This window comes from Dyadobacter psychrotolerans (assembly GCF_004349265.1).
GTDB classification, from domain to species: domain Bacteria; phylum Bacteroidota; class Bacteroidia; order Cytophagales; family Spirosomataceae; genus Dyadobacter; species Dyadobacter psychrotolerans.
Genome location: NZ_SMFL01000013.1, coordinates 86,172 through 110,181, shown reverse-complemented (window position 1 = coordinate 110,181; position 24,010 = coordinate 86,172). Strand labels below are relative to the sequence as shown.

Genomic DNA, 24,010 nt, shown 5'->3' with positions numbered 1-24,010 from the left:
TACACCATTATTTCCAGATGTATATACGAAGGTATTGACAATATGTATCGAGAGGGCCTCTGTTTTTATCGTAAATTATTCAGATATTTTATTCCTTCCTTTCTTCAAGCTTCTTTTTCAAAAAACCAACCAAGACTTCCAGCCCGGTATCAAAGCGTGAATTATTATTGATTACAACATCGGCTTCTGAGCGGAGGGGCTGGATAAATTTGTCGTAAGTAGGTGCTACGTGATGCTCCCAGCGGTATAAGACGTCATCCAGGTCGTAACCGCGTTCATTGTTGTCGCGGATAATCCTGCGTTTTATCTTAACATGTTCTTTGGCGTCGACGAAAATTTTAAGATCGATCAAACGCGCAATGTCAGGAAAATAAAATACAAATATGCCTTCCACGATGATGATAGGACGTGGTTCGAAAACAAGTATTTCCGGTACAATCAGCGGATTGTTAAAGGTGTATTCTTTCTGATGAACTTCCCTCCCTGCACGCAGGACAGCAATATGTTCTGCAAACAGATGGTGATCGATGGTTTCGGGTAAATCGAAATTTTCGACACCATTCTCATCTCTTGGAATTTCGTGTATCGGACGATAATAATTGTCCTGGGAAATACGTGTTACTTCTTCTTTTGCGAAGGAATCAAGCAGGCATTTCATGAAATAGGTCTTTCCGGACGCGCTGCCTCCGGTTATTCCAATGATGTAGGGGGGCTTTTCGGGCTGGGTCATGAAGCTCGGCTAATACTGTGTTTGTTGATTTTTGATTAAACTTAGTAAAATTATTCTATTGTCATACTAATCAATAACTGCCAATTTTCCGGCAAGTTTTTGGTCTCCGTTTGAGGAAATGATCAGGATCAGATAAACTCCGCCTTTTACTCTGTTTCCTTTATAATCGTTTAGATCCCATGAAGCTGTGCCGCCCTCTGACTTCGTTTCATAAACCAGTCTTCCTGAAAGCTGCATAACCTTCACCGTAGACTTTTCCATAAGTCCCTTAAAGCCAATCTGCCCGCCATAACCCGGTCTCACCGGATTTGGAAAAATAGTCACAGATGAAAAATTTTCGGCCGAACTGGTTGAATTACTGCGATAAGATACCATCCCGTTTGGTGTGTCCACAAAGAGCATTCCGGTTTCAGGGGCAAACCGTAGTGAGGTAACAGCGTTTGATGGAAGCGGACTTTCCTCGGCAGTAAACTGGCTGATCATTTCTGTGCCGTCTGCATTAAAAAGATAAATCCCGTTTAATGTTCCGATCCATTTTCTGTTTCCTGGTTCGATAGCAAGAGCGGTACATTTTTCATTTGAAAAAAGTCTTCTTTGTCCAAAAACAGGAAGTACTGCATTTACCCGGGAATTGGTCAGTATCTCGTCTGGGAGAAAGTAACCTACTCCTTTATCGCCGGCAAACCAGATATATCCGTCCTGATCTACTGCCAGGCTGTTAACGGTTGAAGAGGGAAGACCTCCGTTATTTGTAGCAGTAGTCAGAAATCGTTCCTGATTAGTTTGAGGATTTTTTACGGATATTCCTCCACCAAGATAGGATGGCAAATGAGTCCATGTTAATCCATCAGGCGCAACAATGCTTGAATCAGTACGCGGGAACAAAGTAGTGTCTTTTTGTTCAGGAAGGAAGATTTTAAAATCTCCTTCAGTATTGCTCACCAGCCCGTTTTTGTTATCTGCTGTCCAGATTTTGTCAGCAGAAGTAACGATCGATTCCTTTGGAGATAAAAACAATGAGGACCTGAAAACCCCTGGCGAGCCGTTGGCAGGAATACTGACAACGCTATTTTCCAGCGTAACAATAAGGCCTTCGGTTGAGCTGTAAAATGAATAATAGAAACTGATGCTTGGGTAAATTAATATCCAGGAGCCGTTGGCTAATTGGTATACGCCCTTTCCGGGAAAACCGGCATAGATGAGATTGTTATGAGAAACAATTGCGGTTGCCGTAAACGGTACGGAAAGCAACTTCCAGTTACCAAAAAACTGCCTGTTAACCGTGGCGCTCATGGAGCTGGCCAAAATTCCGGTAGAAGTAAGCGCGTAGATCGAATCCGACGAAAAAGCAATGTCTTTTACATTTGCTTCTGCGCCGTTTGTTGCAATGTAACGGTAGGTTTCTCCAACCTGCTGTAATTTTGTGTTCAGTACAACAATGCCAAAGTTAGTTGCCAGGTAAGCAACGCTTTTTTGAAAGAGAATCCGGTTAATCTGTTTATTATCAGGAAGACCGGATGTATTGGTAAAAACGTGCCAGGGAATAATTTGTTCGGGTTCCGACTGGTCATTTAAATATAATAAATCCATATTCCCGCTTCTATATGCAAGAAGCATCGTACGGTATTCCTGGTCGTAGGCAAAACTATTAATTCCCGTTTCGCTAAGACCATCTTCTTTTGACAAGATTTTGATCTTTTTGTCTTCAGGATTAATACTAAACAGTCCGTTATAAGAAGATGAAAAAATCCGGTTGCCGGTACTTACAACATGACGGGCAGACTGATAATTGAAATGAGTGTCCCATTGTCCCAGCGGCACTTCCTGAGCAGCCGCAAAATTTAATTTAACAATCAAAAAAAACAGAAAAGATAGTTTTCCACAAGCCGTAATTACCGGCTTGTGGAAAAAATCAGAAACCATTTTCTTTCCGTTTCTCACGATCCTTGTTATTCGCCCTTTTAATTTTCGACGGTTATTAATGCAGAACCTTTTCCAACTCCGGTACCGCATCCGCTTTTTAATGACGCAAGTTTATACTCAGTTGTAGATGTAGGGGAGACAGAAATTAAATACGGATTTAAAAATGTTCCGTTAATAGACGTACCGTCAGAAAGTGTAAACGACCAGGGAGGTAATCCGTTTTTGAATTTTAACTGGATTCTTGTCGATCTGCCTGCGGTTATAAAGCCTTTGCCGGATACCTCTCCCAACGCCTTGTTTGGCGCAATAATGTCAATTTCTTCGATAGCACTCGACACCGCCGGAGAAGATGAGATGATACGTATTTTATGAGTTCTGATCGTGTCGCTTGAGGCAACAGAGGTCAGTTTCACATTCATGGTTGTTGGAGTGATTGTAGTTGGGATATCCACAAACCTTCCGTTTTTATCTGTCATCTGCACAACAAATTTATTGCCCGGATTGTAGCGCCCGACGGTTTTATATGGTATTTCAATTACCGAACCTGAACAAACCATATTTTGTGAAAGCTTTTCAAGGGTAATTGCTACCGGAGGTGTTTTTACAGCTACTTTCGCTCTTCCTGAAAACTTGCCGACACCACAAAGTCCACCGGCAGAAGTAATCTGATAGTTGGTATCGTAAAAAGGTTTCACTTTCACTTTATAAGGAGACTCCTGGATGTTGTTTTCGTATGTTCCGTCCGACAGCAGTACAAACCATGGCGGGCCGCCTCCGTTGAAAGTTACCGTTAATTCTCCTGTCTGGTCTTCATTCAGATAAAGAGAGTCTTTTAAAAGTGTCGTAACAGTTGGAGAAACGATGGTGATTTTTGCAACCTGGCTTACAAGATATGGAGCAGAAGAAGTTACACGCAACCGGTATTCACCGGGTTTATAAGTGTCCGGGATTTGCGTCGCAATGTATCCTGATGAATCTGGGGACGATATGTTTTTAAAAGCGCCGGTGCGATCGGCAATCTGCACCACAAAATGATTTCCTGTTTTAAATTTTCCTGTCGCACTAAAAGGAACCTGAAACGGAATACCGTTACAAACCCTTGCAATTTTATCAACTTCTTTTAGTTCCAGTTTCGGTTCGGGATTGTTGTCTACATTAACAATAGCTTCTCCCGAAGTTGTGCCGCTTCCGCACGCATTTGCTACGCCAAGGATCTTATATGCTTTGATCTGAGCGGGTTTAACAATTAGATGATGCGGATTTGATAGTGTATTAAGTACATTGGTACTGTCAGACAGGCGGAAAGACCAAGGGGCTGTCCCACCCAGATTTACTTTTAAATGTACCTCCTGGCCAGGCATAATCCTTGCTGCCTGTGTACCGTCAATCACTTCCAAGCGCGCGGTTGGTGTCTGTAAAAGACGAATGGAAACCGGCGGGCTTTTTACAACGGACATGTTGCTGACGATCTGAAGCTGGTAAACTTCCCCTCCAATTTTGTAGGAAGGAATAACGGCTCTCACAGGGCTCTTTTTGGCAGGAAGTGAGATAGCAACGGATTTGCCCGTCGCGTCAATAATATGTGCTACAAAAGTATTTTCATCGTCAAACGGACCTTCTGTCGTAAACGGAATGTTTATTGTTGTTCCGGGACATACAGTCAAATAGGCGATGTCGTCTATTTTAATTTTATAAACGTCAATTGTGTCTTTCTTTTCTGCCTTTGCAGCCAGTTCATCGGCTTCTTTTTCGGTAAGTCCGCTTTGTGGAATTGTATCTGAATCAGTAGCAAGGGCATTGTTCAGTGTATCCGGTTGAATAACAGGTGTAGTTTTTACCGGGGCAGCAACTTTAACAGGTTCAGCTTTTTTAGGAGCAACAACCGGTTTTTTTGTAACCGTACTTCTCTGTGCGACCACCGAACCGGCGTAGCCAAACAATCCAAGAAAAAGAAAAATGATAAACTTAGACATGTAGTATTTCAATAATTAAAGCGTGTTCCTGTTAATGCATTGCAACCAAAGTACTTCCGCGAAGCACAGGCACGATATCGTAAAGATCTTTCTGGAGACAGTAAGCGATATCTTTTTGTATACCCAATCTCTGGAGTCTTCTCACGTGCGATGAGTTGGATACGGCTGCCAGCAAATTTTCTTTGGACTGATCGAATAACCTTTGGGCCATTAGTGTTCCGTCTTCCCTGAGCATAAACTGATCCTTTAAAGCATCGGCCAGAGCGCCGGCGAAAAGTGTATCTTCCAAATTCGGTCTTCCTTTCCAGCCGGCACAAAGCACAAGCACATCGTAAGGCTCGGAACGTAAGTGATTTGCGAGGGCTCCCAGGTTTAAAAATGCACCTACCATTACTTTTACAGCGGTTGCCCGTGCTTTGGTGATAGATAACGTTCCGTTGGTGGTTGTCATTGCAATTTCCGCACCGATTAACCTTTCATCCATATAACTGAAAGGAGAATTATCCAGATCAAAGCCTTCTTCTTTTTTTGCATCACGTTCCGCAGCAGCGATGAAACCTTTGTCCTGCAAAAATTTACATTCTTCAATTGTTGCAACCGGAGTGATACTTTTAATTCCGTAAGCAAGGCCGGTTACCATACATGAGGTAGCCCGGAAAATGTCAGCAACAACTACGATTGAATTATCAAGTTTATGTAAATGGAGAAGGTCAGGCGTCAGGCAGACATCAAGTTGTTTCATACCGGGGGACAATGCGGGATTATAAGAATAGAAAGTTTTACTGCTTAATGATTAACCTTTTACAAAAGGAAGTTTTACGACTTTGGCTTTTAACAGGCGCTCGCGTACTTTTACGAAAATTTCAGTGTCCGGTTTGCTGTAAGCTGTCGGAACATAACCAAGACCAATTCCTTTTTGCAGTGTTGGCGATTGGGTTCCGGATGTAACGTCGCCGAGCTGATTTCCTTCTGCGTCGCACAATTCGTAATGTCCACGTGGAATACCGCGATCAATCATTTCGAAACCAACCAGTTTTTTTTGCAGACCAGCTTCTTTTTGTTGTTTCAAAGAAGTAGAATTAATAAAGTCTTTTGAAAATTTAGTAACCCAGCCCAGCCCTGCTTCAAGAGGAGATGTGTTGTCGTCGATGTCATTTCCATACAGACAGAAGCCCTTTTCAAGACGCAGGGTATCACGGGCACCAAGACCAACAGGTTTTATACCAAATTCTTCACCTGCTTCAAAAATGGCATTCCACATTTTCTCCGCATTTTCTTTATTTACATATATTTCAAATCCGCCTGCACCGGTATAACCTGTTGCTGAAATCACAACGTTGTCAATTCCGGCCATTGTTCCGATCTGAAATGTGTAATATTCCATGGAAGCCAGGTCAGATTCAGTTAGTTTTTGCAAAGTCGCGGTTGCATTTGGACCCTGAACTGCAAGAAGACAAAGGTCTGCTGAAAGGTCTGTCATTTCCACACCTTCCGAATTTTGCGACTGAATCCAGTTCCAATCCTTTTCAATGTTTGAGGCATTTACCACCAGCATGTAGTCGTCTTCGGCAATCCGGTAAACCAGAAGATCATCTACCACACCGCCTTCAGCATTTGGTAAGTAGCTGTATTGAACTTTTCCATCATACAAAACTGAAGCATCGTTGGCCGAAACTTTCTGAATCAAATCCAGGGCTTTCGGACCTTTAACACTAAACTCACCCATGTGCGATACATCAAAAACGCCCACATTATTCCTGACAGCATGGTGCTCTTCCATATCGGACGAATAGCGTACTGGCATCTCGAATCCTGCGAACGGCACTATTTTAGCGCCTAATTGAACATGTATCTGGTGAAGTGGGATCGTTTTCATGAATGGTTAATTGCGTTGCTTTAATTTGCAAAAGTAGGTAAAGCGTATCAAAGCCACACAAAAATCTGTGTTTTCAAATATCCTGATTGATCTTTTTGAAGTATATTGGGAAAAAATAGACATTAATGATTGTCTGTTACTTTATTCTGAAAGTTAATCACATGAAAAAGCAATTTATACTATTCACAGCGCTCCTCGCTTTTTTACAAGCTGCATTTGCCCAGACTGCAACCTTTAAGGGAGAGGTAATCGATGATAAAATAAGTATTGGGTATGGCGTTACCACAGGCGATGTGGACGGTGATGGCAAACCTGATATTTTGCTTGCAGATAAAAAAGAAATTGTTTGGTATAAAAATCCGGGTGAAAAGGGCAAGCCGTGGACGCGCTATGTGATGGCAAAGGACCTTACCGAACAGGATAATGTTTGCATTGCAGCAAGAGATATTGATGGTGACGGAAAAGTGGAGGTTGCGGTAGGTGCACAATGGAATCCATCCGAAACTAAAAATATCAAACAATCAGGGGCTGTATTCTATTTAAATGCACCAAATGACAGGACCCAGGTTTGGGAACCCGTTCGCCTGCACCACGAAGTTACGATTCACCGCATGCAATGGTTAAAAAAAACGGAAGGTGATTACCAGCTAATGGTTTTGCCGCTGCATGGTGAGGGAAACGTGTCAGGTGATGGGGCGGGAGTGAAGGCAATTGCTTTTGATGTACCGGAAAACAGAAAAGGCATCTGGTCTTATGAGTTGCTGGATACCGGCATGCACATGACGCATAATTTTCAACCTATGGAAGTTTCCGGCAGGTTTTTGGGTATGACTGTCGCAGGAAAGGAAGGAGCACAGGTGTTCCTAAACGGCGCCAACGGCTGGGCTCCGTCGGGAAACTGGATGGTTGCCGACAAAGGCATTGGTGAAATCCGTACCGGCAGCCTGGGTAAAAATCAGTTGTTCACGACCACGGTTGAACCGATGCATGGAAACAGTCTGGTCGTTTATTCCAAAGACAACCGTACTGTATTGACAGATAAAATTAAAGAAGGACACGCGCTTGTTTGTGCAGATTTCTTTGGTCAGGGACGTGACCAGATTGTAATGGGATGGAGAAATCCGAATGTGATTGGTGAAACCGGTGTGCGCATATTTGTTGGTTCTGATGCCGAAGGTAAAAAGTGGCAGGAATATACTTTGGATGAAAAAATCAAAATGGCCTGTGAAGATGTTACATCCGCTGATCTGGACGGAGATGGTGACCTGGATGTTATCGCCTCAGGCAGGGCAACTCATAATGTGGTGGTTTACTGGAATCAGCTGAAAAATTAGTTTTAGTCAGGCGGCTGATCCCAACCTCTTTTCCGTCCAACTAATAATATGCTCAGCTTCCTGCAAGGCTATTGCAATCACTTTTGCATTTTGAAGGCCATCGTAGCTCATATATAGGTGAAGTATTTTGTAGACATCATCAAATGAAGCAGTAATTTTTTTGTCAATGCCGGAAAGTTCTTTCTGATAGCATTCCACACTCTTTCTGGTTTTTTTATTATCGTTTGGAAGTACTGCATCCAGCGCTACCAGCACGCCGGAGTATGCTGTATGCCCAGCCATTCTGATATACTTTTTGTCCGAATAACGACCACCTTCTTTCCTGCCTTTTCACTTAGTATTTCTCTGGCATTTTGGATATAACGACGTGCTTCTGTAATAGAGTCCATTGGAAGTGTGATGATCATTTTCTTTCGCGAATTTAAATCAAAAAGGAGAGAAAATAAATTTCCTCTCCTTTCGTAATCGGTATTCTCTTAAAGATTAATCTCTTCTACCCATCAGAATTCCAACGTAGTACAGCAATGTTGCTAATGAACCGATAGCCGCCACCAAGTAGGTACGTGCCGCCCACTTCAAAGCATCTGCCGACATTACGTATTCACGCTCATTTACAATTCTATTGTTCTTGATCCAGGCCAATGCTCTGTTGCTGGCATCGTATTCAACCGGAAGTGTAATAAAGCTGAACAGGGTCGTAAGTGCGAACAATGCTACACCAATTGCCAACGGAATCGGGGTTGTATTCAGCAATAGAATTCCGCCTAAAATGATCCACTGCATATAAGACGATGAAACGCTCAGGAAAGGTACCATCTGCGAACGGAACTGCAGCCATTTATAAGCAGTTGCATGCTGTACCGCGTGGCCGCATTCGTGAGATGCAACAGCCGCAGCCGAAACACTTCTTCCGTAGTATACATCCGGGCTTAAATTCACTGTTTTATCCTGTGGATTGTAATGGTCAGAAAGTTTTCCTTCTACCGAAACCACACGGACGTCATATATACCACTTTCTCTAAGCATGGTTTCAGCGATTTCTTTTCCGCTCATTCCATTGCTCAATCCTACCTGCGAATATTCTTCAAATTTTCTTTTTAAACGCCACTGAACATAAAAACTTATGATCATGACGAGTATACCAATTACATATGCACCAGCCATAATTATATTTTTCTTTAAATTTTACGAAATAATTAATTTGTTCATTTTAAAACAATACCTAAACATAACGTACGGATTCTGCAATATTGTCCGGTTACTGATAGCCTTGTTTTATCTTCTCAATCAGGGCGGTAGTCGAATAACCTTTCACAAGTGCTATCGTTTTTACCTCACCTCCATTACTCAGAACAAAATCCGCACCAGCGATTGTTTCGACTGTATAATCGTCACCTTTTACCAAAATGTCAGGTTTTAAGGCTTCAATCAGCTCACTTGGGGTTGGTTCGTCGAACAAAATGACAGCATCGATAAAAGAAAGTGCTGCCATCAACCGGCCCCTGGCATATTCATTCACGACGGGACGAAGCGGACCTTTCAACCGGCTTACCGATGCATCGGTGTTAAGTCCAAGTACCAGGCGGTCGCCCAAAGCCCGTGCTTTTTCAAGATAATCAATGTGCCCCAGATGAACGATGTCAAAACATCCGTTGGTGAAAACCACTTTTTGCCCGGCACGCTGCCAGTCGGCAACCTGGTTAACCGCTTCATCAAGGCGTAAAATTTTACTTTCCGTTTGGCTCATTTGTGTGAAGGATTCAGGATTTAAAACTTACTTCAGTTGCCGGCGGGAACCTGTGCGGGTTCTCCGGCGAATTTATCTTTTTTTACCAAAACAATTAAAAATGCAATTGCTCCGATCGCAAGCATAAACAACATTTGTGCGCCGTGAATGAAAGTAGCCAGCGTGATACCATCCTTCTGCGACAAACCGTAAAGAATCATGACATTGCCCACCAAAAGGTGATAGGCGCCAATTCCTCCCTGCGTTGGAGCCGTCATGCCTATTGCTCCAACAACCAGTAAGGTTAATCCTGCTAAAGGCCCCAGGTTAGACGTTTCGGGAATACAAAAGAACAGCACATAAGACACCAGATAATAAAGTACCCAAATAGAAACAGTACTGAAAATGAATAAACCCGGGCTACGCAGTTTCCGGATACTTAATAACCCTTCAAGCATTCCTTTTGCAAATACCACAATTTTTTGAATGAGTGCATTTTGCTGAAGTTTGTCTTTAACCGCATTATTCTTAAAAATAAAAATGCCTGAGGTCGCTATAAATACGATCAGGGCTAATAAGAGATAAAGGATAAGCCCGCTTCCTGAATTTGCTCCTGCCTGCCCTCCTGATATTTTACTTTGAAAAAAATCGGTAAAAAATGTGCTCAATCGTTCGAATTCCAGGATGAAGTTCAGGCCGATCAGCACGAGCAAAATGATAACATCGAAAAGTCTTTCAGCTACAACTGTACCGAAACTGAGATTCACGGGCACACGTTCCAAACGGTATAACGTTCCGCAACGGGTGACTTCACCCATTCTGGGAACGATATAATTGGCAAAATAACCGGTTAAAACCGAAATTGAACTGTTAAACAAGCCTGGTTTATAACCCAGCGGCTCCATGAGCATGCTCCACCTCCATGCCCTGAAAATGTGGGCCATTAATAAAAACGTGCAGGAAATTGCAATCCATCGCCAGTCGGAACGGGCGAACCTTTCCAGCATGTCGGCAAGATCGATATCCTTAAAAACAAACCAGATTAAACCTCCTGCTAAACCAAGCGAGATTATATAACGTAACGCACTTTTCATTGTAAGGACTTTGTGTAAATGGGAGTTGGCCGGAAGAAAAAGTAATTATACCAGTCGGTTGTTGTGATCAGGGAAAATGACCATGGGCTGAAATGTTTTTGCTTCTTCCTGCGACATGCTTCCATAAGCGATGATAATGATGATATCGCCAATCTGCACACGCCGCGCTGCCGCACCGTTCAGACAGATCATACCGGAGCCGCGTTCTCCCTTGATCACATATGTTACAAAGCGTTCGCCGTTGTTATTATTTACAATGTGTACCTGTTCATTCGCTATCAAACCAGAAGCATCCATCAGATCTTCATCAATGGTGATACTACCTACATAATTCAATTCTGCCTGAGTCACCTTAACCCGGTGAATCTTGGATTTCATGATTGTTATTTGCATTACTCAATCGTACGAGTTAATATTAATTTACTGCATTACTCCGGCAAAGTTACAGGAATAAAACCTTGCCTTCAAAACAACCGGTAGAAGGATACGGTTCCGATTTAAAAATCATGATCTCAGGGGAAGATTTTGTCAGGTTCTCAATAATTATTTAAAAGCAACGTAATTCTGATTACATCCAAACATCATTATATTTATGACTGAATTAGTACCATTAAGTAATTTTTCGTAGTAATCTGCTTTAAACTATTAATTACTAACCTTTATTATTCATACCAAACCAATGAGTACAGAAAATAAGCTGAAAGATGTAACCCGTCGCGACTTTCTGCAAAAGACGACGGCAGCAGCAATTGGAAGTTTTTTTATAGTTCCCCGCCATGTTTTAGGTAAAGGATTTCGTGCACCAAGCGACAAGATGAACCTGGCAGCTGTTGGGATTGGAAGTAAAGGTTTTTCTGACATTACAAATGCCTGGAATAAGGGAGCAGAAAACGTAGTGGCGCTTTGTGATGTAGACTGGGCTTATGGAAAAAAATGTTTTGATAAATTCCCTGATGCAAAAAAATATAAGGATTTTCGGGTAATGCTCGATGAAATGGGTAAAGATATTGACGGCCTTATCGTTTCAACCCCGGATCATACACATGCAGTGATTGCTTCGGCGGCGATTAGCCGTGGAAAGCATGTATATGTGCAAAAACCGATGACGCATAGCATCAATGAAGCACGTTATCTTACCGAGGCAGCCCGCAAACATAAAGTGGTTTCTCAGATGGGAAACCAGGGTGCATCCAACCCGGCGCAGCAGCAAATGGTAGAATGGTTTAAAAAGGGAGTGATCGGAACAGTGAAAGAAGTGGATGTTTGGACTAACCGTCCGATCTGGCCACAGGGGATTCCGGTTCCTACACAAAAATCAGAAGTGCCAAGCACACTTGACTGGGATTTATATGTTGGCCCAGCCGATTGGGTTGATTACAGCCCGGCATATCATCCGTTTAAATGGCACGGATGGTGGAACTTTGGGACAGGTGCTCTGGGAGATATGGGATGTCACCTGATCGATTCTCCTTTCCGCGTTCTGGGCCTTGGTTATCCAACTGAGGTAGAATGCAGCGTGGGCGCAGTATTCCTGAAAGACTGGACACCGGAATATATTCCTGAAGGATGTCCGCCATCTTCCCGTGTGCAGATTAAATTCCCTGCTACGAAAATCAATAAATCGGAAATGACCATGACCTGGCATGACGGTGGCCTTCGTCCGTTCCACCCGGATCTGATCCCGGCGGATGACGCACTTGGCGAGCCGGATAGCAGCAATGGTGCGATGCTGATTGGCGATAAGGGTGTAATGATGTGCGCTACGTATGGTAAGGACCCAAAAGTGTATTTGAAAAGCGGAGAAAAACTGACAATGCCAAAAGGAGCATTTGAAACCAAGTACACTTCACTGCCTGAATTTGGTCACCATGTAGCCTGGACAGATGCTTGTAAAGCAGGTTTTGACAGTAAAGAACACAAAGCGCTTACTTCAACATTCGATTATTCAGGTCCGCTTACAGAAACGGTTATCATGGGTAATCTTGCGATTCGCAGCTACAACCTTCGCAAGGCAAGTGCTGATGGTAAAAACTTTACTTTCCCGGGGCGCAAAAAATTGCTTTGGGATGGAAAAAGTATGAAGGTGACGAACTTTGATGAAGCTAATCAGTATGTGACCCGCAAATACAGAGGTGACTGGAAATTGTCTTAATAGTTATTTGGTTTTATAGATGGGTGCTGGTGGTAACATCTGCACCCGTTTTTTTTAGAAAACGATATTATCTATTAACCTGACAGGCCCAAGCAAAGCAGCGACACAAATTGCGGTAGAGCCAGTTGTTTTTAGCCGGTCAAGCGGAAGCAGCGTTTTAACATCCACGATCTCGATATAATCAAGGGTAAATTCCGGCAAAGCCAAGAATTTCTCTACCGCCGATTGTTTTACATTTTCAACTGCTTCAGCATTCAGTAAGGCGTCTTTTGCAGCTGTGATAATTTGGTAAATATTTGCGGCCAAATCCTTTTCCTGTGCACTCAATCGCTGGTTGCGCGAGGACATCGCCAGTCCGGTTACTTCTCTCACGGTCGGACAAACAACCAGTTTTACAGGAAAGGCAAGATCTGATATCATTTGCCTGATTACGGAAACCTGCTGTAAGTCCTTTTGCCCGAAATAAGCGCTGTCCGCCTGAACAATATTAAAGAGTTTTGAAACAACGATTCCAACGCCATTAAAATGACCTGGCCGGGAAGCGCCTTCCATGACTGTTTCCAGGGTACCAAAATTAAAAGTCATTACAGGAGGTTCAGGATACATTTCGTCAACAGAGGGTGCGAAAACGGCAGAACAGCCGGCCTCTTCCAGCATTTTGCAATCCTGCTCGAGTGTTCTCGGATATTTCGCAAGATCTTCAGAATTGTTAAACTGGGTCGGGTTGACAAAAACGCTGCAGACGGTGATATCGGTTTCTGACTTTGCGGTATCGAGCAAAGAAATATGTCCTTCATGTAATGCGCCCATGGTGGGGACAAGTCCAATCGATTTATTTTGGGAACGCTGTTGGTGTAAAAAACTGCGCAGACTTTGTATTGAAGTAAATACTTCCATGTAATGAAGACCTGGATTTTAGGAGTTGCCGGGGTTTTCTGTGAATCCGGCGGATTTGCTGTTCGCTGGTAAAAAAATGCTCCCGTAAGGTGATTCCAAAAGATTTGGCATGGATATTCCCAAACTGAGCGCAATATTACATATTGTTTGGAATATCTTTTGATTTTGCGATTTTTTTTGTATAATTTTGCAAAACTTTTTTTCACAAACTGCTAAGTATATATGGAGAAACTACGAATTTTGTATGTAGCCAGTGAAATCAATCCCTTCCTTCAGACCACCGATGTTGCCGATTACGTGAGAAGATTACCTCAGGCGATGCAGGAAAGAGGAGCAGAAATTAGAATTCTTGTTCCCCGTTTTGGTCTTATTAATGAACGCAAAAACAGGCTTCATGAAGTAGTTCGACTGTCAGGAATAAATATTACCGTAGGCGATGAAGAAAAGCCACTTATCATAAAAGTTGCTTCTATACCAAATGCGAAATTGCAGGTCTATTTTATAGACAACGATGATTATTTTCACCGTAAATCAGTTTTCGTTGATAAAGAAAATAATTTTTACGACGACAACGACGAGCGTGCAATTTTCTTCTGCAAAGGTGTTCTTGAAACAGTTAAAAAACTAGGATGGGCCCCGGATGTTGTTCATTGTAATGACTGGATGACGGCTCTGATTCCAATGTATCTTAAAACGACTTATAGGAACGATCCTATGTTCAAGGATACAAAAAGCGTATTTACAGTTCATAACAATGCGTTTGATTACAAATTCGACGCGGATTTGATGAATAAAGCAAAAGCAATGGATGTGAGCGATGAGGCTTTGGCACATCTTCACTCTGCGGATTTTGAAGGATTTGTTAAAATTGGCTGTGCTTATGCTGATGCAGTTATTAAAGCTGACGAACATTGCAGCGAAAGTTTGAATCAGATCTTCAATGATGCACCGAAACGTGTTGAGCTTGAAGAAGAGGATGAAAAATTTTCAGAATCTTATTACAATCTGTATACGGATCTGATGAGCTGATCAGATAAATATATCTCTTTAAAAGGCAACAGAAATGTTGCCTTTTTTTGTGCCTTTTCCAATCGATTGTTTTAAGACGATAGGCCAGGGAAACAGGTCAAAAAGTTATTTTATTTAAATTTTAATCTGATATTGAGTGTGTTCGAACACTTTGCATTAATTGGATAATTTTTATTGTTTGCCTTGTTATCCTTTGATGATTGCTATTTATTTGTACGTTTTTAACAACATACACTTAAATTAAAATTGACATCATTATGTGTGGAATTGTAGCTTACGTGGGAGAAAGGGATGCGTTACCCTTAATTATTAAAGGACTTAAGCGCCTGGAATATCGCGGCTATGACAGCTCGGGCGTCGCTTTGCTGGAAGACGCAAAATTGAATATTTATAAGAAAAAGGGAAAGGTATCTGACCTGGAAGGACAGCTTGCAGGTAAAAAGCTGACATCAACTATCGGAATCGGACATACCAGGTGGGCAACCCATGGTGAACCAAATGATGTGAATGCCCACCCTCATTTCTCCAACAACGGTAAGCTTGCAATTATCCATAATGGTATTATTGAAAATTACGCAACCATCAAGCAGAATCTCCTGAAAAAAGGTCATGTTTTCCATAGTGATACTGACACGGAAGTTCTTATCCATTTCATAGAAGACATTCAAAAAGAAGCAGGCGGTTCTCTGGAAGACGCAGTCAAACTGGCACTTCGGGAGGTTGTTGGTGCTTATGCAATCGTGGTAATGTCTGTGGATCATCCCGGACAGCTTATTGCTGCAAGAAAAGGAAGTCCGCTGGTAATAGGGGTAGGAGAGAATGAGTTTTTCTTCGCTTCCGACGCGACCCCGATCATCGAATATACCAAAGATGTAGTTTATCTCGACGACTATGAGGTTGCCCTGGTAAGAGATGGAAAACTCAGTATTCAAAATCTGGATAATACAGAAACGATTCCATACATCCAGACGCTGGAAATGGAACTCGAAACAATAGAAAAAGGTGGTTACGATCATTTTATGATCAAAGAAATTTTTGAACAGCCCCGTTCGATTGCCGATAGCATGCGCGGTCGCTTGAAAGCAGAAGACGCACACCTGCATCTGGGAGGACTGAGCAACTACATGGATAAGCTTGCAGAAGCAAAACGCATAGTAATTGTGGGTTGCGGAACGTCCTGGCATGCAGGATTGGTAGCCGAATATTTGTTTGAAGAACTGGCACGTATCAATGTGGAGGTAGAATATGCTTCTGAGTTTCGGTACAGAAACCCGGTAATTGAGGAAAATGATATCGTGATCGCAATTTCTCAGTCAGGTGAAACGGCAGATACCCTTGCGGCTATTGAATTGGCCAAATCAAAGGGAGCAATCATATTTGGAGTCTGCAATGTGGTGGGTTCGTCGATAGCGCGCGCTTCACATGCAGGTGCATATACACACGCGGGGCCGGAAATAGGCGTAGCCAGTACGAAGGCATTTACTGCTCAAGTTACTGTGCTCACGCTCATTGCCCTGGCAACTGCCAAAAGGAAAGGCACTATTTCGGAAGAAACGTACCGGCAGCTTTTAATTGAGCTTGAAAACATTCCGTCGAAGGTGGAGCGGGTTTTTGAAAATGCTTCAAAAATCAAGGAAATCGCTTTCATATTTACTTATGCCAGAAACTTTATTTATCTGGGCAGAGGTCTTAATTTTCCGGTGGCACTGGAAGGTGCTTTAAAACTAAAGGAAATTTCCTACATCCACGCAGAAGGTTACCCGGCTGCCGAAATGAAACATGGCCCGATTGCTTTGATCGATGAAGATATGCCGGTTGTCTTTCTTGCAACGCACGATAGCTCGTACGAAAAAATTGTCTCGAATATTCAGGAAGTGAAAGCCAGAAAAGGAAGGGTTATTGCGATCGTTACTGAAGGCGACACGCTGATCCCGACGATGGTAGATTTTGTAATCGAAGTGCCAAAAACGCATGAAATTCTTACACCTTTACTTTCTGTAATTCCATTGCAGCTGCTATCCTACTACATCGCAGTGATGCGTGGAAGAAATGTGGACCAGCCAAGAAACCTTGCCAAATCGGTTACGGTGGAATAATAATCGGACATTTATATCAGGCGGGGTAGTCCAAAAGGGTTACCCTGTTTTTTGTGATAACCGGTAAATTTGCAAAAATAAAATACAGCCTCTTTCGTTAGCTTTGCGCCCTGATACCGCCAAATTTTAAGTCATGCAAAAAAAAACCTTCTCTCTGCAAAAAGTCATAGTTGCTGTTTATGCACTTTTGTCATTCTCCGTTTTCGCCTGTGGAAAAGAAGAGCAGAACTATGTGCCAAAACCAAAGGGATACAACAGGATTTCGCTACCCTCACATAAGTTTCAAAAATTAACAGAGGTTCATCCTTACACTTTTGAGTTTTCCAAATGGGCGAAAGTGCTGCCGGATACCTTCTCAATCGCACAGAAGGACTGGTTATTTATACAGTACCCCCAGTTCGCTGCGAACATACAGCTCACATACAAGCCTTTGATGAAAGACCAGAACAGACTGAAAGAATACATCAATGATTCATATAAGCTGGCAGGAAAACATCAGATACGTGCATCATCCATTCAGGAAAGTAAGATTCTTACCAGGAGCGGCAGAACGGTAACTTTGTTTAAAATCGAGGGTGATGTACCGAGCCCATATCAGTTTTATACTACAGACAGCACAAATCATTTTTTAAGAGGCGCTATTTATTTCCCCGTTGCAACTAAAAACGATTCCCTCCGCCCTGTCATTGATTACATCCAAAAGGACATGCTTCAGCTTCTGAATACTTTGAACTGGAGATAAAAAGCAGTAATCATATTGCGGTGCAAAGCGGAAGGATGTATCTTTGATATCCATACTATTAAGTTCTTCATAATTATGCCAAGAAAACAACCCAAAAACCAGCTTCCACTCGATTTTTCAGTCCGTGGTAACCGTATTGTCCTGCATCTGGGACAGGTTGAGAGCCAGCGGTCGGCGGATGCTCTTTTTGATGGTTTAGTTGATGGAGACTGGATGATTGAACCGGCAGGTGAAGCTGCTGATATTAGTTATGCGCAGGATATTGTTCATCAGATAGGCCATAAACTTCCATATCCGGAGGGTATAAAAATTGCGCAGCTTCATCATGTTGAGGATGTTTTCAAAGGATTCTCGGCTATATACAGGCAGAAAGGCTGGGTATTTGTAAATGCAAAAGCAGATATTAACGAGCGTAATTACCAAATTCACCTGCTTACGGTTTCGCTTGGATTGAGCAGTTCGTATCCGACAACGGTTTCTCTTGCCAACAGAGCCGAACAGTTAATTTTTGAAGCTTTACTTCCTTACAGCGAAGTGGAAAGCTTTTTCAGAGATGATATTTCAAAGATCCCGGGATTTCTTGCCTCAGACATTGCGAATTTTTTCAAAGTGCCTTTTCCTATGGTATTGAAACGAGCCTTACAGCTTCACATTATCAGCGATGAACAGTACCGCAGTTTTATGACGGTCAAACCATTGTCATCATCCAAACCGAGAGAACTTTTTGTATCTCAGGATGGTAATCTGGACGATCTCGAAGCGCAGTTATTTGCGGGCGGACTGGATTAATTGCCCGCCTTATTTTTCTCCATATTACTCAAATCCGGCAAGGGGCTCACGGAAGTCCAGCCACCATCCACAACAAGGCTTTGTCCGGTAATATGTCCTGAATGCGGTGAAAGTAAAAAAAGTGCTGCATTGGCAATGTCTTCGCAAATTGCAGGTCTTCCCATTGGCGTAATCGCTGACCAGATCTTCGGATAAGTTGGGTCTTCGTTTAACGTTCTTTCCGTAAGCGTAGCGCCGGGTGCGACCGTATTGATTGTAATTCCATAAGGAGATAATTCCAGAACCAGATTTTTGGCAAGCATTTCCAATCCTGCCTTGGTCATTGCATAAGCTGCTAGAAATTCATGCGCCTGATGGCCGACGACAGAAGACATCAATAAAATTCGTCCTCCTGTTTTTTGTATCCGCATCTGCCTGGCTGCTGCCTGGGTGAGCAAAAAAGATCCGATCAGATTAAGATCCAGCACTTTTCTAAGACTGTCGAGCGGATACTCAAAAAAATCGCCAAAGAGTGTTATACCTGCATTAGCTACGGTAATAGTCAGCGTTCCGAAACAACGCACCGCTTCTTCTACCATTCCATCAATAACTTCGGGTAAGGATACATCTCCTGAAAAAGCAACACAATCACCTCCCTTGTTTCGGATCGTATTTGCTGCCTGTGTGGCCATCGTTTCATCAGCATCGTTCAAAATCACGCCTGCACCTTGTAGAGCCAGCTGTTTTGCGATCTCAAAACCGATACCCTGTCCGGCACCGGTTACGATCGCAACCTGGTTAATGAATATTTGATTGGTCATTTTGAATTTTTATAGTTTCACTTTATTACTTTATTTATTACCCGTCTGATGGCGGAAAAGCCATCAGACGGGATAGCGCACCGGTCGGACGGCTTTTTCGCCGTCCGACCGGTAAATAAAAAGGGTAAAAGCCTCAGTGCGAGTCCCTCGTCACTTTATCTCCCGAGCCTCCTTTTAAAAAATCCAGATCAGCTCCTTCATGCGCCTGCATCACGTGATTGATATGCAAATGAACATAACCTCGGTTATAGCCCAATTCCAATGGTTTCCAAAGTGCCCTGCGTTGTTCGAGTTCTTCATTCGTTACTTCTAAATTTAACTTTCTGTTTTCTACATCCAGTTCAATAATGTCACCATCCTGAACCAGCGCCAGCACGCCGCCGACAGCTGCTTCCGGAGAAACATGCAAAACAACTGTTCCAAAACCGGTTCCGCTCATTCGTCCGTCGGATATGCGAACCAGATCAATTACCCCCTGAGCAAGCAACTTTTTAGGTAAAGACATATTGCCAACTTCCGGCATTCCCGGGTAACCTTTTGGTCCAACATTTTTGAGAACCAATACGCTGTTCTCATCCACATCCAGGTTAGGATCATCAAGTCTGGCTTTGTAATCATCAATATCTTCAAACACTACAGCCTTTCCCCGATGTTGCATTAATTCAGGTTTTAAAGAAGCCGAAGGTTTGATCACAGCCCCATTTACACACAAATTGCCGCGAACAACGGCAAGTCCGGTCAGATTTTTAACAGGCTCTTCCAAGGTGCCGATTACATCAGCATCAAAGCATTCTGCGTTAGCGCAGTTTTCAGCCATGGTTTTTCCGTTTGCCGTGATCACATTCGGATGCAGCATTCCAATCATTTCTTTTATTACAACAGGCAGGCCGCCGGCATAGTAAAAGTCTTCCATAAAATATCCGCCCGAGGGCTGAAGATTCAAAAGCAAAGGTACTTTGGCACAAAGATCATTAAAGTGATCAAGCGAAAGATCCACCCCGATTCTACCTGCTATTGCCAAAAGATGAATGACAAAATTAGTCGAGCCGCCAATGGCAGCGTTGAGCATAATCGCATTTTCAAAGGCTTCTTTTGTCAGGATCTGGGATAACCGCAGGTCCTCTTTAACCATTTGAACAATCCTTCTTCCCGACAGGTGCGCCAGTACTTTCCTGCGTGAGTCTGCCGCCGGAATAGCTGCATTTTCGGGTAAGGTCAGCCCAAGCGATTCTACCATACAAGCCATGGTGGAGGCAGTTCCCATCACAGCACAATGGCCGTCACTCCGGCACATGCAGGCTTCTGCGGTTGTAAGTTCTTCCTGGGAAATTTCTTCCTTTCTGTACATTTCGCTAAATCGCCAGATGTCACTTGTTCCAATGCTTTTACCGCGGTAACGCCCTGTAAGCATAGGCCCGCCGGAAACAACAATGGTTGGAATATTTACACTTGCAGCACCCATTACCAGGGAAGGAGTTGTTTTATCACAGCCGCATAACAGCACCACACCATCAATCGGATTTGCACGGATAGATTCTTCCACATCCATACTTGCCAGATTACGGTATAACATCGCAGTTGGTTTCATCAGCGTTTCGCCTAGTGACATGACTGGAAACTCCAAAGGAAACCCGCCTGCCTCCCAAACTCCTCTTTTGACCGATTCAGCCAGTTCACGAAAATGCCCGTTACACGGAGTTAGCTCAGAAAATGTATTACAAATGCCAATAACAGGCCTTCCTTCAAATTCATCTGCCGGATATCCCTGGTTTTTCATCCAGGCGCGGTATATAAATCCGTCCTTACCCGACTTGCCAAACCAGCCGCGACTGCGTAAATTATTTTCTTCCATTTTCGCCATAGTTATAGTTAATATGTAAAGGCTGCGGTCAGTAAAATATAATTCAAATCGACCTTTAAAATAAATTATTGTATCTTCGTTTTATACGTGCTCCCGATTATCCATGATTAAATTTAGTGTTCATAAGCTACTTATCCACTTGTTCATCGGTGTGTTTTCTTTACCGGCTTTCGCACAATTTCAGACGGATTCTTTTATTGAAAAACTACTAAAAAAACATCCGGAAAGGTTTTCTCAGATACTGAAAGAACCGGATAAATACAAGATTCAGATTCTTTATACACGAATCGACCGCAATCAGAAAAACGAACCGCACTTTAAAACTTATGGATACCACGTTAACAATGCCGACTATTTTTATCCTGCAAGTACTGTAAAACTTGCAGCTGTTGTTTTGGCTTTCGAAAAGCTTAATAAACTCGGTATTGACAAAAATACAACGATGTTAACCGGGGCTGCCCGGCCGGAACAAACCGGTGTAAATAGTGATACAACTTCTGAAAATGGCTTACCATCTGTGGCCCATTATGTCAGAAAAATTCTGCTTGCCAGCGATAATGATGCTTTTAACAGATTATATGAATTTATTGGTCAGGAAGAATTCAATGAGATGCTGCATCAAAAAGGATATTTAAATACAAGGATTACGCATCGTCTGGAGTCACCCATAGGATCTGAGAATAACCGGTATACCAATCCGGTTAAGTTTGAAAAGGATGGAAAGGTGGTTTACGAACAGCCGGCACGTTATTCGGCGAAAACATACTTTTCTCCAACGCCTGTTTTGCAGGGTAAAGGTTTTTTGAATGATGGTAGGTTGGTCCAGAAACCTTTTGATTTTACTGAGAAAAATTTCTTTCCGCTGGAGGAACAACATAAATTAATAAAAGCCATTTACTTTCCTGATCAGGTTCCGGTGGAGCAAAGGTTTAATCTCACGAAAGACGATTATACCTTCATTTACAGATACATGTCGCAGTTTCCTGTGGAGACCAGCTTTCCTGCAAACTATACCGATGATTATTACGATGGATATGTGAAGTTCCTGATCTTTGGCGCTACCAAAACGCGTTTACCAAGGCATATTCGTTTATTTAATAAATCAGGGGATGCATATGGCTATATTTTGGATAACGCATACGTGGCCGATTTCGAAAAAGGCATTGAATTTATGCTTACAGCTGTAATTTATGCTAATGAAGATGAGATAATCAACGATAATAAGTATGATTACGAGACCGTTGGGTTACCGTTTATGGCAAATTTAGGAAAGACAATTTTTGAATATGAAATAAACCGGAAGCACACAGCACGACCGGATTTGGAGAGATTTGAAGTACAGTACGATAAGTAACCAAATCAGAAAACACGGTATTTCATACGGGGCGCAATCTGGCAGATGTAGATATTAATCAGGTGGCCAACAATTAAAAGAGCAGAACCAACATAGCCAAGTATCGTGAACAATGGTGCCTTTCCTTCAAAAATCAGAGATACGGCGAAAATTGTAAGTGCCCCCCAAAGAAGAATACGAAGTAATAAAGATTTATGCTCACGTGTTGCGTAATAAACAGCCGCCCCGTTAATCAGAATAAAAAGGTAATCAAGGGATACTAAACCGATGTGCGCATGCGGTTTATGGCCTAGAGTTGAGCCAAAAGCCAGCGCAGGTACAAGCAGACAATGTATAATACAAAGTACTGAACCTAATATTCCTATATAATCGGCTTTGCCGTGTGAGTGTGTCGCTTTCATATTAAATACAATAACGTTGCAAAAATAGGCCTATTTATAATCATTTGCAACGCTGTTGCATAGATTTGTTTGATTAATTTTATATTTAATAGACAGATAATTGTAACACTGGATTTTACCAAACTAAGAACTTAACTTTGGCAGGAAAGGTTTACTTATTATCTGAGACCTGACAACCAGTTAAAATTGTTGGAAATAATGGAGCAATTAAGAGAAACACTAAAAGGACATCATCTTCGGACAACCACCTGCCGGGAAGATGTACTTTCTGCTTTTATAAATAAAAAAAATGCATTATCCCACGGCGATCTTGAAGGGGCTTTGGGTGAAAATTATGACCGCGTTACGATTTACAGGACTTTGAAAACTTTTCTTGAAAAAGGAATTATTCACAAAGTTCTGGACGATGAAGGAATGCGTTATGCATTGTGTTCGAACAACTGCTCAGAAGAGAAACACCAGCACGATCACATACACTTTAAATGTAATGCATGCGGAGAAACCAATTGTCTGGAAAATCTGCACATTCCGGCGGTTCAGTTGCCGCAAGGCTACAAGCCCGAAAATTTTAATCTGCTTATCCAGGGTACCTGCCCCAAATGCAATAATTAAAAAAAGGAGAGACTCGCAAGGGGTTTAATAACTTTTAAGAGTCTCTCCCTGTGTTTTTGACTATTGTATTTTCAAATCAAAATCAAGATTTACATCGTCACTTCCTGGTGATGCTGTTCCGTTTTTAGAACCGGGCTGATGGCGAAGCTGGATTTTTAGCTTTCCTGTTCCTGCTACTCCTGTAACTGCTTTTCCTGTAAGGCCAATAGCAAAATTGTTGACATCCTTGTCGCCATAAGTGTAAGTAAGGAGGGACGCAGGGGTTGCTGTGTACACAAATAAATGCTCGTCCGACTCCTCAGCTACCTCTTTTGTGATATCCTGTACGGGTGATTTGCTTTCATCCAGCAACTCAATCGTAAGCGTATAGGTCGCATTAGGTTTTAAAGTGATTGTATCAAATTTAGTCGGAGCATTTCCTCCTTCACCATCTGCGTCTTTATAAGAGAAAGTACTGACGTTTGTCGTTCCCTGCTCTGCAAATTTTAGTGTTACGGAAGTAATCAGTTCATTTTCATCATCAGGCTCTACTACTGCTCCTGAGTCTTTGCATTGAGTAAATAAAGTAGCTACCCCAAAAAGCAGCATCCAGATTATTTTACGATTCATTTTCATGCGCAA

General features: G+C 42.4%; 24 protein-coding genes. 8 read left to right on the top strand and 16 right to left on the bottom strand.

Going from position 1 to position 24,010, the window contains the following annotated elements:
- Positions 1-88: 88 nt before the first annotated feature.
- The 5 genes from E0F88_RS26660 to gcvT all read right to left on the bottom strand — a co-directional run bounded on the left by E0F88_RS26660 (position 89) and on the right by gcvT (position 6,502).
- Positions 89-730 carry a uridine kinase family protein gene (locus E0F88_RS26660; RefSeq protein ID WP_131961341.1) on the bottom strand — a complete coding sequence of 214 codons (642 nt, stop codon included), beginning with the start codon at positions 728-730 and terminating at the stop codon, positions 89-91.
- 66 nt (positions 731-796) lie between these two features.
- A complete protein-coding gene (locus E0F88_RS26655; protein ID WP_165940159.1) occupies positions 797-2,671 on the bottom strand; it encodes a PorZ beta-propeller-like domain-containing protein in 1,875 nt (624 codons plus the stop codon).
- Positions 2,672-2,691: 20 nt separating this feature from the next.
- Complete coding sequence (locus E0F88_RS26650; RefSeq protein ID WP_131961339.1) at positions 2,692-4,626, bottom strand: hypothetical protein; 1,935 nt, start codon at positions 4,624-4,626, stop codon at positions 2,692-2,694.
- A 31-nt stretch (positions 4,627-4,657) separates the two neighbouring features.
- On the bottom strand, positions 4,658-5,368 hold the full coding sequence (locus E0F88_RS26645) for a 2-phosphosulfolactate phosphatase (RefSeq protein WP_131961338.1): 711 nt from the start codon (positions 5,366-5,368) through the stop codon (positions 4,658-4,660).
- A gap of 51 nt (positions 5,369-5,419) precedes the next feature.
- Entirely contained in the window at positions 5,420-6,502 is a 1,083-nt protein-coding gene (gene gcvT / locus E0F88_RS26640) for a glycine cleavage system aminomethyltransferase GcvT (RefSeq protein ID WP_131961337.1), read from the bottom strand.
- Between the two features lie 161 nt (positions 6,503-6,663).
- On the opposite strand from gcvT, the gene E0F88_RS26635 reads away from it, so the two are divergent.
- Positions 6,664-7,836: an FG-GAP repeat domain-containing protein gene (locus E0F88_RS26635; protein WP_131961336.1), complete on the top strand. Its 1,173-nt coding sequence runs from the start codon at positions 6,664-6,666 to the stop codon at positions 7,834-7,836.
- Positions 7,837-7,842: 6 nt separating this feature from the next.
- Here the strand turns inward: E0F88_RS26635 and E0F88_RS26630 are convergent, their stop codons facing one another.
- The 6 genes from E0F88_RS26630 to panD all read right to left on the bottom strand — a co-directional run bounded on the left by E0F88_RS26630 (position 7,843) and on the right by panD (position 11,049).
- Complete coding sequence (locus E0F88_RS26630; RefSeq protein ID WP_229213924.1) at positions 7,843-8,118, bottom strand: DUF5618 family protein; 276 nt, start codon at positions 8,116-8,118, stop codon at positions 7,843-7,845.
- A complete protein-coding gene (locus E0F88_RS34385; protein WP_229213923.1) occupies positions 8,082-8,243 on the bottom strand; it encodes a hypothetical protein in 162 nt (53 codons plus the stop codon). Before E0F88_RS34385 ends, E0F88_RS26630 begins: the two co-directional genes overlap by 37 nt.
- Positions 8,244-8,319: 76 nt before the next feature.
- The gene (locus tag E0F88_RS26625; RefSeq protein WP_131961335.1) at positions 8,320-9,000 is read right to left on the bottom strand and encodes a zinc metallopeptidase; all 681 of its coding nucleotides are present in this window, start codon (positions 8,998-9,000) and stop codon (positions 8,320-8,322) included.
- Positions 9,001-9,094: 94 nt separating this feature from the next.
- Positions 9,095-9,583 carry a D-glycero-beta-D-manno-heptose 1-phosphate adenylyltransferase gene (gene rfaE2, locus E0F88_RS26620; protein WP_131961334.1) on the bottom strand — a complete coding sequence of 163 codons (489 nt, stop codon included), beginning with the start codon at positions 9,581-9,583 and terminating at the stop codon, positions 9,095-9,097.
- Positions 9,584-9,615: 32 nt separating this feature from the next.
- On the bottom strand, positions 9,616-10,656 hold the full coding sequence (locus tag E0F88_RS26615; protein WP_131961333.1) for a lysylphosphatidylglycerol synthase transmembrane domain-containing protein: 1,041 nt from the start codon (positions 10,654-10,656) through the stop codon (positions 9,616-9,618).
- A gap of 45 nt (positions 10,657-10,701) precedes the next feature.
- Positions 10,702-11,049, bottom strand: a complete 348-nt coding sequence (gene panD, locus E0F88_RS26610) for an aspartate 1-decarboxylase (protein WP_131961332.1) — start codon at positions 11,047-11,049, stop codon at positions 10,702-10,704.
- Positions 11,050-11,335: 286 nt separating this feature from the next.
- On the opposite strand from panD, the gene E0F88_RS26605 reads away from it, so the two are divergent.
- Positions 11,336-12,808, top strand: a complete 1,473-nt coding sequence (locus E0F88_RS26605) for a Gfo/Idh/MocA family protein (protein WP_131961331.1) — start codon at positions 11,336-11,338, stop codon at positions 12,806-12,808.
- A gap of 54 nt (positions 12,809-12,862) precedes the next feature.
- On the opposite strand, the gene panC is transcribed toward E0F88_RS26605, so the two are convergent.
- Entirely contained in the window at positions 12,863-13,705 is an 843-nt protein-coding gene (panC, locus tag E0F88_RS26600) for a pantoate--beta-alanine ligase (protein WP_131961330.1), read from the bottom strand.
- Between the two features lie 222 nt (positions 13,706-13,927).
- Here panC and E0F88_RS26595 point away from each other — a divergent pair, with 222 nt between their 5' ends.
- The 4 genes from E0F88_RS26595 (at position 13,928) to E0F88_RS26580 (ending at position 18,361) form a co-directional block, all read left to right on the top strand.
- A complete protein-coding gene (locus E0F88_RS26595) occupies positions 13,928-14,734 on the top strand; it encodes a glycogen/starch synthase (protein WP_131961329.1) in 807 nt (268 codons plus the stop codon).
- Positions 14,735-14,991: 257 nt separating this feature from the next.
- Positions 14,992-16,830, top strand: coding sequence for a glutamine--fructose-6-phosphate transaminase (isomerizing) (glmS, locus tag E0F88_RS26590; protein WP_131961328.1), 1,839 nt, complete (start codon positions 14,992-14,994; stop codon positions 16,828-16,830).
- A 133-nt stretch (positions 16,831-16,963) separates the two neighbouring features.
- A complete protein-coding gene (gldD, locus tag E0F88_RS26585) occupies positions 16,964-17,572 on the top strand; it encodes a gliding motility lipoprotein GldD (protein ID WP_131961327.1) in 609 nt (202 codons plus the stop codon).
- A gap of 75 nt (positions 17,573-17,647) precedes the next feature.
- The gene (locus E0F88_RS26580) at positions 17,648-18,361 is read left to right on the top strand and encodes a hypothetical protein (protein ID WP_131961326.1); all 714 of its coding nucleotides are present in this window, start codon (positions 17,648-17,650) and stop codon (positions 18,359-18,361) included.
- Here E0F88_RS26580 and E0F88_RS26575 read toward each other — a convergent pair.
- Together E0F88_RS26575 and E0F88_RS26570 are read right to left on the bottom strand one after the other, a co-directional pair.
- Positions 18,358-19,161, bottom strand: a complete 804-nt coding sequence (locus tag E0F88_RS26575) for an SDR family NAD(P)-dependent oxidoreductase (RefSeq protein WP_131961325.1) — start codon at positions 19,159-19,161, stop codon at positions 18,358-18,360. The genes E0F88_RS26580 and E0F88_RS26575 overlap by 4 nt on opposite strands.
- Before the next feature lie 133 nt (positions 19,162-19,294).
- Positions 19,295-21,013: an IlvD/Edd family dehydratase gene (locus tag E0F88_RS26570; RefSeq protein ID WP_131961324.1), complete on the bottom strand. Its 1,719-nt coding sequence runs from the start codon at positions 21,011-21,013 to the stop codon at positions 19,295-19,297.
- A gap of 112 nt (positions 21,014-21,125) precedes the next feature.
- Between E0F88_RS26570 and E0F88_RS26565 the strand changes: the two genes are divergently transcribed.
- Positions 21,126-22,376 carry a serine hydrolase gene (locus E0F88_RS26565; protein ID WP_131961323.1) on the top strand — a complete coding sequence of 417 codons (1,251 nt, stop codon included), beginning with the start codon at positions 21,126-21,128 and terminating at the stop codon, positions 22,374-22,376.
- Positions 22,377-22,381: 5 nt separating this feature from the next.
- Here the strand turns inward: E0F88_RS26565 and E0F88_RS26560 are convergent, their stop codons facing one another.
- Positions 22,382-22,777, bottom strand: a complete 396-nt coding sequence (locus E0F88_RS26560) for a MerC domain-containing protein (RefSeq protein ID WP_131961322.1) — start codon at positions 22,775-22,777, stop codon at positions 22,382-22,384.
- Positions 22,778-22,975: 198 nt separating this feature from the next.
- Here E0F88_RS26560 and E0F88_RS26555 point away from each other — a divergent pair, with 198 nt between their 5' ends.
- The gene (locus tag E0F88_RS26555) at positions 22,976-23,389 is read left to right on the top strand and encodes a Fur family transcriptional regulator (protein ID WP_131961321.1); all 414 of its coding nucleotides are present in this window, start codon (positions 22,976-22,978) and stop codon (positions 23,387-23,389) included.
- A 60-nt stretch (positions 23,390-23,449) separates the two neighbouring features.
- On the opposite strand, the gene E0F88_RS26550 is transcribed toward E0F88_RS26555, so the two are convergent.
- A complete protein-coding gene (locus E0F88_RS26550; protein ID WP_131961320.1) occupies positions 23,450-24,004 on the bottom strand; it encodes a hypothetical protein in 555 nt (184 codons plus the stop codon).
- Positions 24,005-24,010: the final 6 nt, after the last annotated feature.

Bases quoted from the DNA above. Each gene is read 5' to 3' on its own strand.
- E0F88_RS26580 (WP_131961326.1), top strand. From the start codon at position 17,648: ATGCCAAGAAAACAACCCAAAAACCAGCTTCCACTCGATTTTTCAGTC.
- E0F88_RS26635 (WP_131961336.1), top strand. From the start codon at position 6,664: ATGAAAAAGCAATTTATACTATTCACAGCGCTCCTCGCTTTTTTACAA.
- E0F88_RS26575 (WP_131961325.1), bottom strand. From the start codon at position 19,161: ATGACCAATCAAATATTCATTAACCAGGTTGCGATCGTAACCGGTGCC.
- rfaE2 (WP_131961334.1), bottom strand. From the start codon at position 9,583: ATGAGCCAAACGGAAAGTAAAATTTTACGCCTTGATGAAGCGGTTAAC.
- glmS (WP_131961328.1), top strand. From the start codon at position 14,992: ATGTGTGGAATTGTAGCTTACGTGGGAGAAAGGGATGCGTTACCCTTA.
- E0F88_RS26570 (WP_131961324.1), bottom strand. From the start codon at position 21,013: ATGGAAGAAAATAATTTACGCAGTCGCGGCTGGTTTGGCAAGTCGGGT.
- E0F88_RS26630 (WP_229213924.1), bottom strand. From the start codon at position 8,118: ATGGCTGGGCATACAGCATACTCCGGCGTGCTGGTAGCGCTGGATGCA.
- E0F88_RS34385 (WP_229213923.1), bottom strand. From the start codon at position 8,243: ATGATCATCACACTTCCAATGGACTCTATTACAGAAGCACGTCGTTAT.
- E0F88_RS26645 (WP_131961338.1), bottom strand. From the start codon at position 5,368: ATGAAACAACTTGATGTCTGCCTGACGCCTGACCTTCTCCATTTACAT.
- E0F88_RS26625 (WP_131961335.1), bottom strand. From the start codon at position 9,000: ATGGCTGGTGCATATGTAATTGGTATACTCGTCATGATCATAAGTTTT.
- E0F88_RS26560 (WP_131961322.1), bottom strand. From the start codon at position 22,777: ATGAAAGCGACACACTCACACGGCAAAGCCGATTATATAGGAATATTA.
- panD (WP_131961332.1), bottom strand. From the start codon at position 11,049: ATGCAAATAACAATCATGAAATCCAAGATTCACCGGGTTAAGGTGACT.
- gcvT (WP_131961337.1), bottom strand. From the start codon at position 6,502: ATGAAAACGATCCCACTTCACCAGATACATGTTCAATTAGGCGCTAAA.
- E0F88_RS26555 (WP_131961321.1), top strand. From the start codon at position 22,976: ATGGAGCAATTAAGAGAAACACTAAAAGGACATCATCTTCGGACAACC.
- E0F88_RS26595 (WP_131961329.1), top strand. From the start codon at position 13,928: ATGGAGAAACTACGAATTTTGTATGTAGCCAGTGAAATCAATCCCTTC.
- E0F88_RS26650 (WP_131961339.1), bottom strand. From the start codon at position 4,626: ATGTCTAAGTTTATCATTTTTCTTTTTCTTGGATTGTTTGGCTACGCC.
- panC (WP_131961330.1), bottom strand. From the start codon at position 13,705: ATGGAAGTATTTACTTCAATACAAAGTCTGCGCAGTTTTTTACACCAA.
- gldD (WP_131961327.1), top strand. From the start codon at position 16,964: ATGCAAAAAAAAACCTTCTCTCTGCAAAAAGTCATAGTTGCTGTTTAT.
- E0F88_RS26615 (WP_131961333.1), bottom strand. From the start codon at position 10,656: ATGAAAAGTGCGTTACGTTATATAATCTCGCTTGGTTTAGCAGGAGGT.
- E0F88_RS26605 (WP_131961331.1), top strand. From the start codon at position 11,336: ATGAGTACAGAAAATAAGCTGAAAGATGTAACCCGTCGCGACTTTCTG.
- E0F88_RS26550 (WP_131961320.1), bottom strand. From the start codon at position 24,004: ATGAAAATGAATCGTAAAATAATCTGGATGCTGCTTTTTGGGGTAGCT.
- E0F88_RS26660 (WP_131961341.1), bottom strand. From the start codon at position 730: ATGACCCAGCCCGAAAAGCCCCCCTACATCATTGGAATAACCGGAGGC.
- E0F88_RS26565 (WP_131961323.1), top strand. From the start codon at position 21,126: ATGATTAAATTTAGTGTTCATAAGCTACTTATCCACTTGTTCATCGGT.